Origin of the sequence: Sphaerotilus sulfidivorans, assembly GCF_013426975.1 — a bacterium.
Classification (GTDB): domain Bacteria; phylum Pseudomonadota; class Gammaproteobacteria; order Burkholderiales; family Burkholderiaceae_C; genus Sphaerotilus; species Sphaerotilus sulfidivorans.
This window is the reverse complement of sequence record NZ_JACCPY010000011.1, coordinates 82059-99716: the sequence shown is the minus strand read 5'-3', so window position 1 is coordinate 99716 and position 17658 is coordinate 82059. Positions and strand designations below refer to the sequence as shown.

At 70.4% G+C, this 17658-nt stretch carries 14 protein-coding genes; 6 read left to right on the top strand and 8 right to left on the bottom strand.

Going from position 1 to position 17658, the window contains the following annotated elements; all coding sequences use genetic code 11:
- From HZU84_RS09255 to glyA, 6 genes are read right to left on the bottom strand one after another with little or no spacing between them, the layout of a single operon-like run.
- Window positions 1-1194, bottom strand: coding sequence for an electron transfer flavoprotein subunit alpha/FixB family protein (locus HZU84_RS09255; RefSeq protein ID WP_149505631.1), 1194 nt, complete (start codon window positions 1192-1194; stop codon window positions 1-3).
- Window positions 1191-3197, bottom strand: a complete 2007-nt coding sequence (locus HZU84_RS09250) for a (Fe-S)-binding protein (RefSeq protein WP_149505632.1) — start codon at window positions 3195-3197, stop codon at window positions 1191-1193. Before HZU84_RS09250 ends, HZU84_RS09255 begins: the two co-directional genes overlap by 4 nt.
- Window positions 3198-3199: 2 nt before the next feature.
- Window positions 3200-5272, bottom strand: a complete 2073-nt coding sequence (locus tag HZU84_RS09245; RefSeq protein ID WP_149505633.1) for an oxidoreductase — start codon at window positions 5270-5272, stop codon at window positions 3200-3202.
- A gap of 55 nt (window positions 5273-5327) precedes the next feature.
- A complete protein-coding gene (locus tag HZU84_RS09240; RefSeq protein WP_149505634.1) occupies window positions 5328-5867 on the bottom strand; it encodes a DUF5943 domain-containing protein in 540 nt (179 codons plus the stop codon).
- A gap of 26 nt (window positions 5868-5893) precedes the next feature.
- Window positions 5894-6865 carry a dipeptidase gene (locus HZU84_RS09235; RefSeq protein ID WP_149505635.1) on the bottom strand — a complete coding sequence of 324 codons (972 nt, stop codon included), beginning with the start codon at window positions 6863-6865 and terminating at the stop codon, window positions 5894-5896.
- A 19-nt stretch (window positions 6866-6884) separates the two neighbouring features.
- Window positions 6885-8165: a serine hydroxymethyltransferase gene (gene glyA / locus HZU84_RS09230; RefSeq protein WP_149505636.1), complete on the bottom strand. Its 1281-nt coding sequence runs from the start codon at window positions 8163-8165 to the stop codon at window positions 6885-6887.
- Window positions 8166-8468: 303 nt separating this feature from the next.
- Here glyA and HZU84_RS09225 point away from each other — a divergent pair, with 303 nt between their 5' ends.
- The 5 genes from HZU84_RS09225 (at window position 8469) to HZU84_RS09205 (ending at window position 14459) form a co-directional block, all read left to right on the top strand.
- A complete protein-coding gene (locus tag HZU84_RS09225; protein WP_149505755.1) occupies window positions 8469-9704 on the top strand; it encodes an aromatic ring-hydroxylating oxygenase subunit alpha in 1236 nt (411 codons plus the stop codon).
- Between the two features lie 61 nt (window positions 9705-9765).
- A complete protein-coding gene (locus HZU84_RS09220) occupies window positions 9766-10872 on the top strand; it encodes an FAD-binding oxidoreductase (RefSeq protein ID WP_149505637.1) in 1107 nt (368 codons plus the stop codon).
- Between the two features lie 76 nt (window positions 10873-10948).
- Window positions 10949-11986, top strand: coding sequence for a quaternary amine ABC transporter ATP-binding protein (locus tag HZU84_RS09215; protein ID WP_149505638.1), 1038 nt, complete (start codon window positions 10949-10951; stop codon window positions 11984-11986).
- A complete protein-coding gene (locus HZU84_RS09210; protein WP_149505639.1) occupies window positions 11976-12845 on the top strand; it encodes an ABC transporter permease in 870 nt (289 codons plus the stop codon). The genes HZU84_RS09215 and HZU84_RS09210 overlap by 11 nt, the downstream gene beginning before the upstream one ends.
- Before the next feature lie 39 nt (window positions 12846-12884).
- Window positions 12885-14459, top strand: coding sequence for an ATP-binding protein (locus tag HZU84_RS09205; RefSeq protein ID WP_180692865.1), 1575 nt, complete (start codon window positions 12885-12887; stop codon window positions 14457-14459).
- A 152-nt stretch (window positions 14460-14611) separates the two neighbouring features.
- On the opposite strand, the gene HZU84_RS09200 is transcribed toward HZU84_RS09205, so the two are convergent.
- Together HZU84_RS09200 and HZU84_RS09195 are read right to left on the bottom strand one after the other, a co-directional pair.
- On the bottom strand, window positions 14612-14953 hold the full coding sequence (locus HZU84_RS09200; RefSeq protein ID WP_149505640.1) for a DMT family transporter: 342 nt from the start codon (window positions 14951-14953) through the stop codon (window positions 14612-14614).
- 42 nt (window positions 14954-14995) lie between these two features.
- A complete protein-coding gene (locus HZU84_RS09195; RefSeq protein WP_149505756.1) occupies window positions 14996-15943 on the bottom strand; it encodes a choline ABC transporter substrate-binding protein in 948 nt (315 codons plus the stop codon).
- Window positions 15944-16183: 240 nt separating this feature from the next.
- Here HZU84_RS09195 and HZU84_RS09190 point away from each other — a divergent pair, with 240 nt between their 5' ends.
- Window positions 16184-17656, top strand: a complete 1473-nt coding sequence (locus tag HZU84_RS09190) for an aldehyde dehydrogenase family protein (protein ID WP_149505641.1) — start codon at window positions 16184-16186, stop codon at window positions 17654-17656.
- The last annotated feature ends 2 nt before the right edge of the window (window positions 17657-17658 follow it).

Genomic DNA, 17658 nt, shown 5'->3' with positions numbered 1-17658 from the left:
TCAGGCCGCCTTGAGGGAAGGAATCGGGGTGGACGAGGCCGCCGGCGGCGCCGCGCGCTCGGCTTGCAGCAGCGCGAGCAGCTCGCGCATCAGCGCCTGCACGTCCTCGACCACCGTCAGCTCGGCGCGCTGCACCATCGGCGCGGACACGTCGGTGTTGACCGCCAGCACATGGCGGCATTCGCGGATGCCCTGCAGGTGCTGGACCGCGCCGGAAATGCCCATCGCCAGATAGCCGCGTGCCTGCACCGTGCGGCCGGTGGCGCCGATCTGCTGGCTGCGCGCGAAGCGGCCGTCGTCCACCGCCACCCGCGAGGCGCCGACCGCCGCGCCCAGCGCCTCGGCCAGTTCCAGGAACAGCTTCACGTCGGTCACGCCGTTGCCGGCGGCCAGGATGAAGTCGGCCTCCTCGAGCGCGACCTGCTGCGCCTGGCCGGCGACCACGCCCAGATCGACCCGACCCGGCAGCGCGCGGGGCGCGGGCGCCGGCAGCATCTGGCGCTCGCCCAGGCCGGTGAAGGGCAGCTCGGTGCGCGCGACCTGGCGTTCCAGCAGCAGCAGGTCCAGCCCGTCGAGCGCCGCGGTGGCGTCGGCAGCCGCACGACCGACGCCGCCGAGATCGCGCACCCGCACCCGGCCGTCGGCGATCTCGACCACGCCGGCGGCGCAGGCCAGCGGCTGGCGCACCGCCAGGCGCCGGCCCAGGTCGCCGTCGTCGCCGCGGTCCGGCGCCAGCGTCAGGCGCGGCGCCAGCGTCTGCCAGCGTGCCGCCACCGCATCGGCCAGCGCCTCGGGCGAGAGCGCCTCGTTCACCGGCAGCAGCTCCAGCCGGTCGATGCCCAGCGCGGCGGCGTCCAGCGCGCCGGCCTGCGGGTCCGGGGCGCCGGGCGTGACCGGGGCCTGCGGCCAGGGCATCAGCACGACCACCGCCTCGTCAGGCCGGGCCAGCAGCGCTGCGGCGGCGATCGCCTCGCGGGCATGCTCGTCCAGGCTGCCGCTGTCGGGATGGACCAGCACCAGCAGGCAGCCGGCGGCGCGCTCGCTTGGCAGGGCCAGGCGTGGGCGTTTTGCCGTGGCATGAGACACCGCCGCCAGGCGCAGGCCGCGTTCGCCCTCGGTGCCGCCGAGCACGATGCGGCGCAGGCCCTGCGGGGTGATGAGCGCCGGTCGGCGCGGATCGACTCGTCGGATCATGCTCGGGTCTCCTGGGCGGGGCGGGTCTCGACGGCGCGGGCGACCAGCTCGGCCACGTCCAGCACCTCGGGGCGCTTGCCGGTCACGCCTTCGAGCATCGCGGTGCACTGCGGGCAGGCCACCGCGACCACCTCGGCGCCGGTGGCGCGCGCGTCGTCCATGCGCATGTCGGGAATGCGGCGCTGGCCGGGAATGTCGGTGGTCGGCGCACCGCCCCCGCCGCCGCAGCAGCGGGCGTTCAGGCCGCAGCGCTCCATCTCGACCACCTGGATGCCGATGGCCTTGAGCGCGCGGCGCGGGGCCTCGACCTGGCCGTTGTAGCGGCCCAGGTAGCAGGGATCATGCAGCGTGACGCTGGGCGCGCTGGCCGCGGCATCCGCCTTCGGGCGCAGCCGGCCGCGCTCGAGCAGATCGGCCAGCAGCTCGGTGTGGTGCCAGACGCGGGTTCGACCCTGGGCCAGCTGCTCGGCCCAGGCGGCGTCGAGCACCGGGTATTCGTTGCGCAGGGCGTGCAGCAGGTGCGGGTCGGCGGTGACCAGGTTCGCCGCCGGATGCGCCTGCAGCGTCGCGATGAGCTGGCGTGCCAGGCGCTGGTAGCCGGCCTCGTCGCCGAGGCGGCGCGCCACGTCGCCGCAGTCGGTCTCCAGCGCGCCCAGCAGCGCCGGCACCACGCCGGCCGCGCGCAGCGTCGTCGCCAGCGCGCGCAGCGTCTTCTGGCCGCGCAGGTCGAAGCCGGCCTCGCCGGCGAGCAGCAGCCACTCGGTGCGCTGCGTGGCCGGCGCGTCGGCCAGCACCTGCAGGCCCAGGTCGCTGGCCCAGTGGTGCCGGGCGGCGAGCGGGTGGCGGCCCTGGGTGTCGGTCTCGCGCAGCGCGGCCAGCACCTCGTCGCCCTTGTTCGGCACGGTGCCGCCGACCAGCGTCAGGCTGCGGCGCAGGTCGACCACCAGATCGACATGCTCGATCAGCATCGGGCAGGCCTGCACGCAGGCGCGGCAGGTGGTGCAGCTCCACAGCGTCTCGGGGTCGATCAGGCCGGGCACCACCGCCTGGTCCGGCGCGCCGGCATGGCGGCCGATCGCCTTGCCCGGATAGGGGTTGCCGGCATAGTGCGCGTCGCCGGTGCCGGACATGCCGCTCACCAGGTCCTGCACCAGCTTCTTCGGATTGAGCGGCTGGCCGGCGGCGAAGGCCGGGCAGGCCGCCTCGCACTTGCCGCACTGCACGCAGGCATCAAAAGAGAGCAGGCGGTTCCACGGCAGATCGGCCGGCCGGGCGGTGCCGGGCAGGTCACGCACCAGATCCACCGGCTTGAGCGCGCTGGCCTGGCGCTGCGCGGCCGGACCCACCGGCTGCGGCCCGAAGCGCTCGGGGCGCGGATGCAGGCCCAGGTGCAGCAGGCCGGCCACCGCATGCTTCATCGGCCCGGCCAGACCGACGCCCAGCGCAAGCTCGGCCGCGCCGGTGCCCAGGGCCAGCACGCACAGCGCCGCCCACCACGGCGCGATGCTCTCGTGCCACAGCGCGCCGGCGGCCAGCGCGAGCAGCCCAAGCGCGCCCGCGCCCAGCGTCCACGGCAGGCGCTGCCACGGCCCGCGCGAGACCCGCGCGGCCACCGCCGGCTGGCGCCGGCGCAGCGCCATCATCAGCGCGCCGGCCAGCATCACCAGCGCGAAGGCCACCAGCGCGATGTCCAGCGCGGCGATGCGCAGCCGCAGGCCGTCGTTGATCGCCACCAGCGCCAGGCAGGCCAGCGCGCCGCCGGCCACCGCGACGTGGGCGCGCGCCACCGCCGGCTCGCGCGCCACCACATGGTGCAGGTCGACGAAATAGCGCTTCGGGATGGCCAGCAGCCCGCGCCAGGCCACCGGTGCGGCCAGGCCGGTGCGCCACAGCGCCGCGCGCCGCGCGGTGCCGATCGCCAGCGCGGCCACCGCCAGCCAGAACACCGCCGTGATGGCGTCGCGCCAGACCCAGGCCGACGAGGAAGACAGGACGGCATCCATGCTCAGAAGTCCTTGCAGAGGCGCAGCGCGTCGTAGATCGCGCCGTGGATGTTGTGCATCGACACGCCGTCGCCGATGCGGAACAGCGCGAAGCGGCCGTCGCCGAGCTTCTCGGCCAGCGCCGGCTGCGGCTGGTTGTCGTAGAGCGCGTCGATGTCGGTCTGGCCGTGGTTGACCGAGCGATCCTTGAGCTGCCAGTACAGCGCCTCGTTCGGGCGGATGCCGTTCTCGATCACGACCTGGTCGACCACGCGCTCCTCCTGCACCTCGGTGTACTCGTGGCGCAGCACCGCGACCAGCCGGTCGCCCTCGGGCGTGCTCTCGCGGTAGACGCGGTCGAGCCAGTGGTTGGGCGTCAGGATCACGCCCTGCGCGCAGAGCTGGCGGTAGATGATCGGGAAGGTGGTGCCGCCGGTGTCGTCGGCGATCTTCACGTCGGGCGTGACCATCTCGACCAGGTGGCCGCGGCTGGCGATGAAGTCGGCCACGCCGGAGCCGGCGTGCGCGCTGATCGCGTCATAGACCAGCACGTTGCCCTTCGGGGCCACCTTGCCGCTCAGGATGTCCCAGCCCGACACCGCCAGGCCCTCGGCCACGCCCCATTCGGGGTTCTGGCCGGTGTGCGGCAGCCCGCCGGTGGCCAGCACGACGATGTCCGGCCGCTCGTCGAGAATCATCGACACATCGGCCTCGGTGCCCAGGCGGCGGTCCACGCCCAGGCGGGTGGTCTCCAGATCGAACCAGCGGATGATGCCGGCCATCTGCTCGCGCTTCGGCGCCTTGGCCGCCAGGTTCACCTGGCCGCCCACCTGCGGCGCCTTCTCGAACAGCACCACGTCATGGCCGCGCTCGCGCGCCACGCGGGCGGCTTCCAGCCCGGCCGGGCCGGCGCCGACCACCACCACGCGGCGCTTCGGGCCGCTGGTCCTGGCGATCGTGTGCGGCATGGTGCGCTCGCGGCTGGTGGCAGCGTTCTGCACGCAGAGCACATCCAGGCCGTTGTACTGGCGGTCGATGCAGTAGTTGGCGCCGACGCACTGCTTGATCTGGTCCTCGCGCCCGTCGCGGATCTTGATGACCATGTGCGGGTCGGCGATCTGCGCGCGGGTCATGCCGACCATGTCGACCGTGCCGCTGGCCAGCAGGCGCTCGGCCTGCTGCGCGTCGCGGATGCTCTGCGCGTGCATCACCGGGATCTTCACCACGCTCTTGATGCCGCCGGCCAGATGCACGAAGGGCTCGGGCGGCAGCGCCATCGGCGGCATGCAGTTGGCCAGCGTGTTGTGGGTGTCGGCGCCGGAGCCGATCACGCTCAGGTAGTCGATCAGGCCGGTCTCGCTCATGGCCTGCGCGATCTCCTTGAGCATCTCGTGGTTCAGGCCGTCCTCGTGGAACTCGTCGCCGCACATGCGCAGGCCGACGACGAAATCCTTGCCCACCTCGGCGCGCACCGCCTGCAGCACCTCGATGCCGAAGCGCAGGCGGTTCTGCAGGCTGCCGCCCCACTCGTCGGTGCGGAAGTTGCTGCGCGGGCTCCAGAACTGGTCGATCAGGTGCTGGTGCGCCGCCGAGATCTCGATGCCGTCCAGCCCCGAGGCCTTCACCCGGCGCGCGGCGCGGGCGTAGTCCTGGATGATGCGGCGGATCTCCTCGATCTCGATCGTCTTGGCGTTGCCGCGGTGCACCGGTTCGCGCACGCCCGAGGGGCTGACCAGGTGCGGCCAGTCGAAGCCGTGCCAGGCATTGCGCCGGCCCATGTGGGTGGCCTGGATCATGATCTTGGCGCCATGCCTGTGCATGGTCTCGGCCAGCCGGGACAGGCCTTCCATCGTCTGGTCGCGCGAGAGATTGACCGAGCTCCACCAGCTGCTCGGGCTGTCGCGCGAGACGGGGCTGGAGCCGCCGCAGATCGCCAGACCGACGCCGCCCTTGGCCTTCTCCTCGTAGTAGCGGATGTAGCGCTCGCCGGGCATGCCGTCGTCGGCGTAGACCTCGGCGTGCGCGGTGCTGACGATGCGGTTGCGGATCTTCAGCTGGTTGAGCTGGATGGGTTCGAAGAGGTGCGGGTAGCGCATGGTCGGGCGGCGTGGTCAGGCGGCGTGAGGGGCGGCGGGGTGGCGCGCGGTCGGGTCAGTGCGCGATCGGCGTGACGGTGAACACGCAGTGCGCGTGGCCTTCTGCGGCGCACCGGGTCTCCTCGCTGTGGGTCTTCCAGGTCTGGCCGGTGGCCTGGCCGACCCAGTCCATCGCGCCGGAGAACCAGCCGGCGAACAGGTAGCAGACCTTGTCCCGGCTCACCGGCACACCGGCGATGCCCTGGGCCAGCACGAAGACCGAGTGCTCCAGCCGGATGCGGGCATGGCCTGTGGTGGCATCCACCTCGTCGAACGAGAACAGGCCCCAGCCGCGCTGCGACAGGCGCTTGAGGTAGTGCTCGTAGACCGCCAGGCCCTGCAGGCCGTGCGTCCTGCTCTCCTGTTCGCACCAGAAGAACGCCGAACGGTGGCCGGCCTTGTAGAGGCTCGCGGCGTAGGTCTCGCGGCCGATCGCGGCCTCGGCCTCGACATGGTTGTTGACGAAGAAGTGGCGCGGCACATAGATCATCGGCAGACCGTCGGTGGTCCAGATGCCGGTGGTCTCGTCGACGGAAATGGGCAGTTGCGGTTGCATGGTCGTGTGCTCCTGTTGCGTGGCGCTCAGGCGCCCCAGACTTCGCCGAACACCCGCAGCCAGTTGCCGCCGATCACCTTGACGATGCGCTCGGGCTTCCAGCCGGCGCGCTCCATCGCGTCGGTCAGGTTGGGCATCTCGCCGATGGTGCGGATGCCCTCGGGGTTCAGCACGGTGCCGAAGTTGGTCAGGCGCCGGCCCCGGCCCTTGTCGTGCGTGATGTGGTCGAAGAAGTCCTGGCCGTAGCCCTGGGTGTGGTCGGTGCCCACGCCGACGCAGTCCTCGCCGACCAGGTTGATGACGTAGTCCAGCGCCTCGACATAGTCGTCGACGGTGGACTCGATGCCGCGCTTGAGGAAGGGCGGGAACATGGTCACGCCGATGAAGCCGCCGCGGTCGGCGATGAACTTCAGCTGCTCGTCGCTCTTGTTGCGCGGGTGCTCCTTCAGGCCCGCGGGCAGGCAGTGGCTGTAGGTGACCGGCTTCTTGGAGGCCAGGATGGCCTCCTCGCTGGTCCTGGCGCCGACGTGCGAGAGGTCGACCATGATGCCGACGCGGTTCATCTCGGCGATGACCTCGTGGCCGTAGCCGGAGAGGCCGCCGTCGCGCTCGTAGCAGCCGGTGCCGATCAGGTTCTGGGTGTTGTAGCAGAGCTGCACCACGCGCACGCCCAGGTCGGCGAAGGCCTCGATGTGGCCCAGGTGGTCCTCGAAGGCGTGCGCGTTCTGGAAGCCCAGGATGATGCCGGTCTTGCCCTCCCGCTTGGCGCGGCGGATGTCGTCGGTGGTGCGCACCAGCGTCAGCAGGTCGGCGTTGGCGCGGATGTGCGCCTTCATCTCGGCGATGTTGTGCACCGTGCTCTTGAAGTCGTCCCAGACCGAGACGGTGCAGTTGGCGGCGGTCAGGCCGCCGCGTCGCATGTCCTCGAAGACCGGGCGGTTCCACTTCGAGATGATCAGGCCGTCGATGACGATGGATTCGGCGTGCAGGGGATTCATGGCGTGCGTCCTTCGGGGCTCAGAGTTCGGGATAGATGGGGAAGCGGCTCATCAGCGTCTGCACCTGCTCGCGCACCAGCATCTCGACCTGTGCGTCGCCTTCGGGGCTGCGGCGCAGCGCCTGCAGCACGTCGAGGATCAGCCGGCCGACCTCGCGGCAGTCGTCCTCCTTCAGGCCGCGGGTGGTGATCGCGGCGGTGCCGACGCGGATGCCCGAGGTGACGGTGGGCTTCTCGGTGTCGAAGGGGATGCCGTTCTTGTTGCAGGTGATGCCGGCGCGCTCCAGCGCCACCTCGGTCTGGTTGCCCTTGAGGCCCAGCGGCCGCAGGTCGACCAGCAGCAGGTGGTTGTCGGTGCCGCCGGTGACCAGGTCCAGACCGCCTTCGCGCAGCGTCTCGCCCAGCGCGCGGGCATTGGCCACCACCTGGCGGGCGTAGTCCTGGAAGGCCGGCTGCAGCGCCTCGCCGAAGGCCACCGCCTTGGCGGCGATCACATGCATCAGCGGTCCGCCCTGCGCGCCGGGAAAGACGGCCGAGTTGATCTTCTTCGCGATCTCCTCGTCGTTGCTCAGGATCACGCCGCCGCGCGGGCCGCGCAGCGTCTTGTGCGTGGTGCTGGTGGTGACATGCGCATGCGGCACCGGGCTCGGGTAGACGCCCGCGGCCACCAGGCCGGCCACATGCGCCATGTCGACCATCAGCAGCGCGCCCACCGCGTCGGCGATCGCACGGAAGCGCGCCCAGTCGAGCGTGCGCGGGTAGGCCGAGAAGCCGGCGATGATGAGCTTGGGGCGGTGCTCGTGCGCCAGGCGCTCGACCTCGTCGAGATCGACCCGGCAGTCGCCTTCGCGCACGCCGTACTGCACCGCGTTGAACCACTTGCCCGAGAGTGCGGGCTTGGCGCCGTGCGTCAGATGGCCGCCGGCGGAGAGCGCCATGCCCAGCACCGTGTCGCCCGGCTTGACCAGGGCCAGCATCACCGCGGTGTTGGCCTGCGCGCCGGAGTGCGGCTGCACATTGGCGTAGCGTGCGCCGAAGAGCTGGCACAGCCGCTCGATCGCCAGCGCCTCGACCACATCGGCCTGCTCGCAGCCGCCGTAGTAGCGCCTGCCCGGATAGCCCTCGGCGTACTTGTTGGTGAACACCGAGCCTTGGGCCTGCAGCACCGCGCGGGAGACGATGTTCTCGGAGGCGATCAGCTCGATCTGGCTCTGCTGGCGGTTGAGCTCGCGGCTGATCGAGCGGGCGACCTGCGGGTCGGCCTGGGCCAGAGGGGTGGCGAAGAAGTCGGCAGTGTTCATGGCGTCGGGGAGGGCTGCGGTGAGGCGGGGAGAGGCGATCTCGGATGGCCTCATTCTTCGAGCCCGGCGCCGCTGCGGCTTGTGCGCCGCGGACACGCATTTGCCCAAAACCGACATCGCGACCTGTCGCGTGCCGATGTCGCCTGCAGACAAATCCGTGTCCGTCACATGCAAGGTCGCCGGGGCGGCTGACCGAACAATGGCCTCGACGACCTGCAGCCCTCCCGCGTTCCGAGGATCTCCGCCATGACGACAACAACCGCCCCCGTCACCCTGCACCCCCGCACCGGCCGCGCCGATGCGATGCTCGCCACGCTGCTGGAGCGCCGCCGGCCCGGCCACAGCCTCGAAGCCCCGTTCTACCTGAGCGAGGAGATCTTCCAGGCCGACCTGGAGCACATCTTCCGTCGCCACTGGATCTTCGTCGCGGTGGCGCCGCAGGTGCCCGAGCCGGGCGACTACCTCACCGTCGACATCGGCGCCGACTCGGTGCTGATCGTGCGCGACGACGACATGCAGCTGCGCGCCTTCCACAATGTCTGCCGCCACCGCGGCTCCAAGCTGTGCCACGAGCACCAGGGCAGCCTGGGCAACATCGTCTGTCCCTATCACCAGTGGACCTACGACCTGGAAGGCCGGCTGATCCACGCCGACCACATGGGCGAGACCTTCCTGCGCGACCAGCACCATCTGCACAAGGTGCACCTGCGCGATCTGGAGGGCCTGATCTTCATCTGCCTGGCCGATGAGCCGCCGGCCGACTTCGAGGAGGTCGCCGCGCGCATGCGCCCCTATCTGGCGCCGCACAGGCTCTCCGAGTGCAAGGTCGCCGCCCAGGTCGAGATCCTGGAGCAGGGCAACTGGAAGCTGACGATGGAGAACAACCGCGAGTGCTACCACTGCGTGGGCAACCATCCGGAGCTGACCATCTCGCTCTACGAGCACGGCTTCGGTGCGCAGCCCGGCCCGCAGAACACCGAAGGCATCGCGCAGTTCGAGCAGATCGTGCGCGACAGCGAAGCCCGCTGGGCGGCGATGGGCCTGCCCAGCGCCCGCATCGAGGAGCTCGACACCCGCGTCACCGGTTTCCGCACCCAGCGCCTGCCGCTGGACCGCGCCGGCGAGTCGCAGACGATGAACACCGAGGTCGCCTGCAAGAAGCTGCTGGCCGACTTCACCGAGAAGTCGCTCGGCGGCCTGTCGTTCTGGACGCAGCCCAACTCCTGGCACCACTTCATGAGCGACCATGTGGTGAGCTTCTCGGTGATTCCGCTGAGCGCGGGCCGCACGCTGGTGCGCACCACCTGGTGCGTGCACAAGGATGCGGTGGAAGGCGTGGACTACACCGTCGAGAACCTGACCGCGGTCTGGAATGCCACCAATGACCAGGACCGCCGCCTGGTCGAGTTCTCTCAGGCCGGCGTGGCCAGCAGCGCCTACCAGCCCGGCCCCTATTCGCCCTTCACCGAAGGCCTGGTGGAGGCCTTCTGCGTCTGGTACGTGGACCGCATGCGCGCCAGCCTGACGGCCTCGCGCTGATGCCGGGCTGCGGCATGTCAGGCACGTTCATTGCAAACGTCGCGACTCCACGGTTTTCCCCATGAACGCCTCCTTTCCTGACCTGGCCGATGCGCCGTCCGACGCCTGGGTGCCGGACGACGAGCACTTCACCTGCGTGCAGGTGATCGACGAGACCCATGATGTGCGCACCTTCGTGCTGCGCCTGCACGACGGCGCGCGCAGCTTCCGCTACCGTCCGGGCCAGTTCGTCACCCTGGCGCTGGACATCGACGGCGAGCGCCTGCATCGCTGCTACACCCTGAGCTCCAGCCCGACGCGGCCCGACACGCTGGCCATCACCGTCAAGCGGGTGGTCGGCGGACGGGTGTCGAACTGGCTGCACGACCACCTGCGCCCAGGCGGGCGGCTGTCGCTGACCGGCCCGGCCGGGCAGTTCTGCTTTCCAGCCGGCCCGGTGGCCGCACCGGCCCGCGGCCAGCTCTACCTGTCGGCGGGCAGCGGCGTGACGCCGCTGATGTCGATGTCGCGCGCCTGGGCCGATCTGGGCCTGGACGCCGATGTGCAGTTCCTCCACGCCGCGCGCACGCCGCAGGATGTCGTCTTTGCCGACGAGCTGGCGGTGCTGGCGCGCCGGCTGCCGCGCTGGCGCGCCAGCGTGGTCTGCGAGGGGCGTGGCAGCACGCCTGGCTACAGCGGCCTGCTGGGCCGGCTGTCGCTGCCGCTGCTGCGCGCGCAGGTGCCCGATCTGCTGGATCGCGAGGTCTGGTGCTGCGGCCCGGCGCCCTTCATGGCCGCGGTGCGCGCGATGCTGGCGGAGGCCGGCTTCGACATGAGCCGCTACCACGAGGAGAGCTTCAGCTTCGAGGCCCCGGCACCGACCCCCGCGCCCGTCGCGGCCCCGATCCCGGACGCCGCCGAGCCGGCCCCCCGCTTTGTCATCACGCTCAAGCGCGGCGAGCGCTTCGAGTGCGCCCCGGACGAGACGCTGCTCGAAGCCGCGCGCCGCGCCGGCCTGCGCTGGCCCTTCAGCTGCTCGAGCGGCGTCTGCGGCACCTGCCGCACGCGGCGTCTCTCCGGCGAGGTGCAGATGAGCCAGGGCGGCGGCCTGCGCCCGCGCGAGGTGGCCCAGGGCTGGATGCTGCCCTGCTGCAGCCGACCGCTTGGGGATCTCGAGCTTGACCGCTAGGGGCCGCCCGCTGTCCATTCCGATGATGAATCTCTCCTGTCTCTCTCCACCCTCGACGATTGCCCGGGAGCCCCGCATGGCCAGACCCAAGATCCAGATCCGCGACCTGACCAAGGTCTTTGGCCCCAAACCCGATGCCGCCCTGGCGATGCTGAGCCAGGGGATCGGCAAGGACGAGATCTTCCAGCGCACCGGCCAGGTGGTCGGCGTCAACAAGGTCGGCTTCGAGGTGCAGGCCGGCGACATCTATGTGCTGATGGGCCTGTCGGGCTCGGGCAAGTCGACGCTGATCCGGCTGATCAACCGCCTGGTCGAGCCGACCGCCGGCTCGGTGGTCATCGACGGCGACGATGTCGCGCGCATGCCGCTGCCGGAGCTGATGCGCTGGCGGCGCAAGCGCATCGCGATGGTCTTCCAGAGCTTCGCGCTGATGCCGCACCGCACGGTGCAGGACAATGTCGCCTTCGGCCTGGAGGTGGCCGGCGAGAACCCGAAGCGCTACCGCGACAAGGTGATGCAGGCGCTCGAGCAGGTCGGCCTGAAGGCCTATGCGGCCAAGTACCCGCGCCAGCTCTCCGGCGGCATGCAGCAGCGCGTCGGCCTGGCGCGCGCGCTGGCGGTCGATCCCGACATCCTGCTGATGGACGAGGCCTTCTCGGCGCTCGATCCGCTCAAGCGCACCGAGATGCAGGATCTGATGCTGGACCTGCAGCGCGAGCAGCGCCGCACCATCGTCTTCGTCTCGCACGACCTGGAGGAAGCCCTGAAGATCGGCTCGAAGATCGCCATCATGGAAGGCGGCAACCTGGTCCAGGAAGGCTCGCCGCACGAGATCGTCACCAGCCCCGCCAACGACTATGTGCGCCGCTTCTTCCGGGGCGTCGACACCTCGCGCTACCTGACCGCCGCCGACCTGGTCGACCGCACCGTCGTGCCCTTCCCGGCGGGCGGCACCGGCCGGCTGCGCGCCACCACCACCCTGCCCGAGACGCTCGACACCGTGCTCGGCCTGGACCAGCCCGTCAGCGTCTTCGACGACGCCGAACGCCTTGTCGGCTGCATCACTCCCCGCAGCCTCCTCCTCAAGATCGCGAGCACCCGACATGCCAGCTGATTTCCTGCAAGACCTGATCGGCGAGGGCAAGAACCTGCTGCCGCTGGGCGCCCTGGTCAACGACGCCGTCAAGCTGCTGCTCGAGCAGGGCGGCGGTCTCTTCGACGTGATCGGCGCGCTGGTCGAAGGCTTCGCCAGCCAGATCGAGGCCGGCCTGCTGGCGATCCCGTCCTGGCTGGTGATGATCGCGGTGACCGCGCTGGGCGTGTGGCGGCTGAACTGGCGCTTCGGCCTGTTCGCGCTGGCCAGCCTGCTGGTGATCCGCATCATCGGCTTCTGGGACCAGACCGCGGTGACGCTGGCCCTGGTGTTCTCGGCCACGCTGATCAGCATCGTCGTGGGCGTGCCGCTGGGCATCCTGAGCGCGCGCAGCGACCGCTTCAACGCGCTGCTGCGCCCGGTGCTGGACTTCATGCAGACCATGCCCGCCTTCGTCTACCTGATCCCGGCGGCGATGCTCTTCGGCCTGGGCCGGGTGCCGGGCATCCTGGCCACCGTCGTGTTCGCGATGCCGCCGGTGGTGCGCCTGACCGCGCTGGGCATCCGCCAGGTCAGCAGCGAGCAGGTCGAGGCCGGCCAGGCCTTCGGCTGCACCTCGATGCAGCTGCTGTGGAAGGTGCAGCTGCCGATCGCGCTGCCCACGCTGATGGCGGGCGTGAACCAGACCATCATGATGGCGCTCTCGATGGTCATCATCGCCTCGATGGTCGGCGCCGGCGGCCTGGGCAACGAGGTGCTCTCCAGCATCCAGCGCCTGGACATCGGCCTGGGCTTCGAGAGCGGCCTGTCGGTGGTGCTGCTGGCGATCATCCTGGACCGCCTGACCGAGAGCTTCGGGGCGCGGCAGCAGGAGAGCTGAGCGGCCGCCCGGCCATTCCGGCGTGGCTACACTGGTTCCATGAGCCACGCCGCCTCCGCACTGCCCCGCAAGAAGCTGCCCCTCGGCATCCAGACCCTGGCCAAGCTGCGCGAGGAAGGCTGCTACTACGTCGACAAGTCGGGCCTGGCGATCGACCTGATCGCGTCGGGCTCGTACTTCTTCCTGAGCCGCCCGCGGCGCTTCGGCAAGAGCCTGCTGGTGGACACCTTCAAGGAACTGTTCGAGGGCAACCGGGCGCTGTTCGAGGGGCTGGCGGCCGAATCGCGCTGGGACTGGTCGCAGCGCCATCCGGTCATCCGCATCAGCTTTTCCGACGGCATGCTGCAGAGCCGGGCCGAGCTGGACGCGCGCATTCACGAGATCCTGCAGGACAACGAGGTCGCGCTGGGCGTGCAATGCGAACGCCGAACGGTCGACGGCCGCTTTGCCGAACTCATCCGGCGGGTGCACGAGCGCCACGGCGCGCCGGTCGCGGTGCTGGTCGACGAGTACGACAAGCCCATTCTGGACAACCTCACCGAGCCGGCCCGGGCCGCGGAGATGCGCGACGGGCTGCGCAACCTGTATTCGGTGCTCAAGGGGGCGGATCCGCACCTGAAGTTCGTGTTCCTGACCGGCGTGTCCAAGTTCAGCAAGGTCAGCCTGTTCTCGGGGCTGAACAATCTGCACGACATCACGCTGGACGCGCGCTGGAGCGCGCTGTGCGGCTACACCGACGCCGACCTCGACACCGTGTTCGCGCCGGAGCTGCCGGGGCTGGACCGCGACGAGATCCGGCGCTGGTACAACGGCTACAACTGGCTGGGCGTGGGCGTCTACAACCCCTTCGACGTGCTGCTGCTGTTCGACAGCCGGCAGTTCAAGGCGCACTGGTTCGACACCGGCACGCCCACCTTCCTGGTCAGGCTGCTGGCCGAGCAGTCGTGGTTCACGCCCGATCTGGCGCGGCTGCAGGCCGACGAGATGGAGCTGATGAGCTTCGAGGTGGAGCAGATCGGCGCGGTGGCGCTGCTGTTCCAGGCCGGCTACCTGAGCGTGCACGCGGCCGAGGAGACCGAGACGCGCGAGCTGATCTACACGCTGGGCTATCCGAACCGGGAGGTGGAGATGAGCCTGAACCGGGTGCTGCTGCCCGGCTACGGCGTGCCGATGCGGGCCGCCTCGCTGCAGCGCCAGGCGCTGATGAGGGCGCTGCGCGAGCGCGACGGACTGGGCATGGAGACGGCGCTGCGGGCGCTGTTCGCCAGCATCCCGAGCGACTGGTATCGCAGGAACCCGCTGGCCGGCTTCGAGGGCCACTACGCCAGCGTGTTCTACAGCCACCTGGCCGGGCTGGGGCTGGACCTGCAGGTCGAGGACGCGACCAGCCACGGCCGCATCGACCTGACGCTGCGCCTGGGCGCACAGGTCTTCCTGTTCGAGTTCAAGGTGGTGGCCGACGCCCCCGAAGGCCACGCGCTGCAGCAGATCCGCGACAAGCGCTACGCCGAGAAATACCTGGGCCGCGGCGCCACCGTGCACCTGATCGGCATCGAGTTCAGCCGCACGGCGCGCAATGTCGTGGGGTTCGAGATCGAGACGCTGCAGGGGTGATCGATGGCTTTCTTGTGTCGTGTCGTGGCCGAGTTGACGGTCAGTCTGGCAAACATGTTCGTTCCGTCATGCCCGCGAAGGCGGGCACCTGCGCATGCAAATTCAGATGGCGGCGCCGATGTGAACCTGTTGGCCTCCTAGCTGCCCGCCCTTCAATGCCCCGCCCTCGAAAACAAATTCAACACCAGCACCCCCGCCAGAATCAGCGTGATGCCGATTGCGCCGGCCAGATCGATCTTCTGGCCGAACAGCGCCCAGCCGGCCAGCGACACCAGCACGATGCCGGCGCCTGACCAGATCGCGTAGGCCAGGCCGACCGGCACGCTGCGCAGGGCCAGCGCGAGGAAATAGAAGGCGACCGCGTAGCCGATGACGACCACCGCGGTGGGCAGCGGGCGGCTCAGGCCGTCGGATGCTTTCAGGCTGCTGGTGGCGACCACCTCGGCGAGGATGGCCACCGTCAGGTGCACATGGGCGGCGGACAGGGACAGCATCTCCAGGCTCCTGCAAGCAAAACAGCCCGGCGTGCGCCGGTCTCAGCCGCCCAGCGCCTTGGCCACCACCGGGGCGGCGTCCTCGCCCTTGAGGGTCTTCACGCCCTTCAGCCATGGGCCCAGCACCTCGGGGTGCTTGGCCAGCCAGGTGCGCGCTGCCTTTTCGGGGCGGGCCTTGTTGAGAATGTCGAGCATCACCTCGTTTTCCATCACGGTGGTGAACTGCAGGTTGCGCAGGAAGGTGGCGACATTCGGGCAGCGCGCCTCGTAGCCGACGGACACCGCGGTGTAGACCTTGGCCTCGCCGTAGTTCGGGCCGAAGACCTCGTCGCCGCCCTCGAGGTATTTCATCTTCACCTGCACGTTCATCGGGTGCGGCTCCCAGCCCAGGAAGACCACCGGCTTCTTCGCGCGCACCGCACGCTGCACCTCGGCGAGCATGCCGGCCTCGGACGATTCCACCAGCTTGAACTTCTGCAGGCCGTGCTGGTTCTGCTTGATCATGTCGGCGATCAGCGCGTTGCCGTCATTGCCCGGCTCGATGCCGAGAATGCGCCCGCCCAGCTCCTTCTCGAAGCGGGCGATGTCCTTGAAGGACTTGAGCCCGGCATCGAAAAGATACTCCGGCACCGCCAGCGTGTACTTGGCGCCGGTCAGGTTCGGGCGCTCGAACACCTGGATCTGCCCGGCCTTGACGAAGGGCTCCATCATCGGCGTCATGCTCGGGTTCCAGTAGCCGAGGAAGGCGTCGATCTGGCGGCTCTTGATGCCGGCGAAGGTGATCGGCACCGAGGCGACGGTCACGCTGGGCTGGTAGCCCATCGCCTTCAGCACCACCGAGGCCAGGCCGGTGGTGGCGGCGATGTCGCTCCAGCCGACATCGGCGAAGCGCACCTTCTGGCAGCTGGCGTCTTCCTGCGCCTGTGCCTGCGCCGGCGCGGCGGCCAGGGTCGTCATTGCGCTGGCCAGCGCGACAAGGGTCGGGGTCATCCACTTCATGGCGGTTGTCCGGTTGGGTGAGGTCGAGGGGAGAGAGCGTGCCTGCACTCTTGCAGGTCGGGCCGGCCGGACTTGTCCGCAGGCGACATGTTCTTTCTCGCGCTGGTCATCGCCGGCCGTGACGTTTTCGACCCGATCGATGTCGGAAAATGAATGCCGGCCCGCCGGCTTCCGGACCACGATCGGCCGACCCCGACCGTCTTCGACCGGCCCCGAGCCCAGGATTTGCCCGTGACCCCTACCCAGCTTCTCATCGCCGGCCAGTGGCAGCCCGCCGCGGCCGAGGCCACCCGCGACATCATCTGCCCGATCGACGAGCGCGTGATCGCCCAGGCCGCCGAGGCCGACCGCATGGACACCCGCCGCGCCATCGCCGCGGCCCGCCACGCCTTCGACCACGGCCCCTGGCGGGAGACGAACATCCGCGAGCGCGCCCGGCTGCTGCACCGCATCGCCGACCTCGTCGACCGCGACGCCGAGCATCTGGCCTGGCTGGAGTCCCTCAACACCGGCAAGACGCTCACCGAGAGCCGCACCGACATGGGCGACATCGCCGCGACCTTCCGCTATTTCGGCGCGCTGGTGGCGGGCGAGTCCGGCGCGGTCAACGAGGCGCCGCACCACGTCATCAGCCGCACGCTGCGCGAGCCGGTGGGCGTGTGCGCGCTGATCACGCCGTGGAACTATCCGCTGCTGCAGGCGGCCTGGAAGATCGCGCCGGCGCTGGGCGCGGGCAACACCGTCGTCCTCAAGCCCAGTGAGCTCACCCCGCTGACCACGCTGCACCTGGCGCGGCTGCTGGGCGAGCTGGACCTGCCGCCGGGCGTGTTCAACCTGGTCACCGGCGGCGCCGAGGTCGGGGCCGAACTGGCCGCCAGCCTCGACGTGGACCTGGTGTCCTTCACCGGCGGCGCCGCGGCCGGGCGCCACATCATGAAGGCCGCGGCCGACAGCAACTTCAAGCGCGTCGCGCTGGAGCTGGGCGGCAAGAACCCCAACATTGTCTTCGCCGACGCCGATCTGGACATCGCGGTCGACCGCGCGCTCGACGCCGCCTTCTTCCACGCCGGCCAGGTCTGCTCCGCGGGCTCGCGGCTGCTGGTGGAGGACACGGTGCATGACGCCTTCGTCGAGCGGCTGGCCGCGCGCATGGCGCGCATCGCGGTCGGCAGCGGCCTGGAGGCTGGCACGCAGATGGGGCCGGTGCAGTCGGCGGCGCAGCGCGCGCGGCTGATGGCGATGGTCGAGCAGGCGGTGAGCGAGGGAGCGCGGGTGCTGACGGGCGGCTGCGCGCCGCAGGGCGAGTCTTTCCGGCACGGCTTCTGGCTGGCACCGACGCTTGTCACCGGCGTCACCGAGTCGATGACGATCGCGCGCGAGGAGATCTTCGGCCCGGTGCTGGCGGTCGAGCGCTTCTCGGGCGAGACCGAGGCGCTGCGCCTGGCCAACGGCACGCCCTACGGCCTGGCCGGCGCGGTCTGGACCCGCGACCTGGCGCGCGCGGCACGCATGACGCGCGCGATGCGCTTCGGCACCGTCTGGGTCAACGACTACCACCCGTATTTCCCGGAAGCGCCCTGGGGCGGCTTCAAGGGCAGCGGCATCGGCCGCGAGCTGGCGCGCATCGGGCTGGACGAATACACCGAGCTCAAGCACAGCTACATCAACCTCGCGCCGGCCGCCTCGGGCTGGTTCGGCGCCTGAAG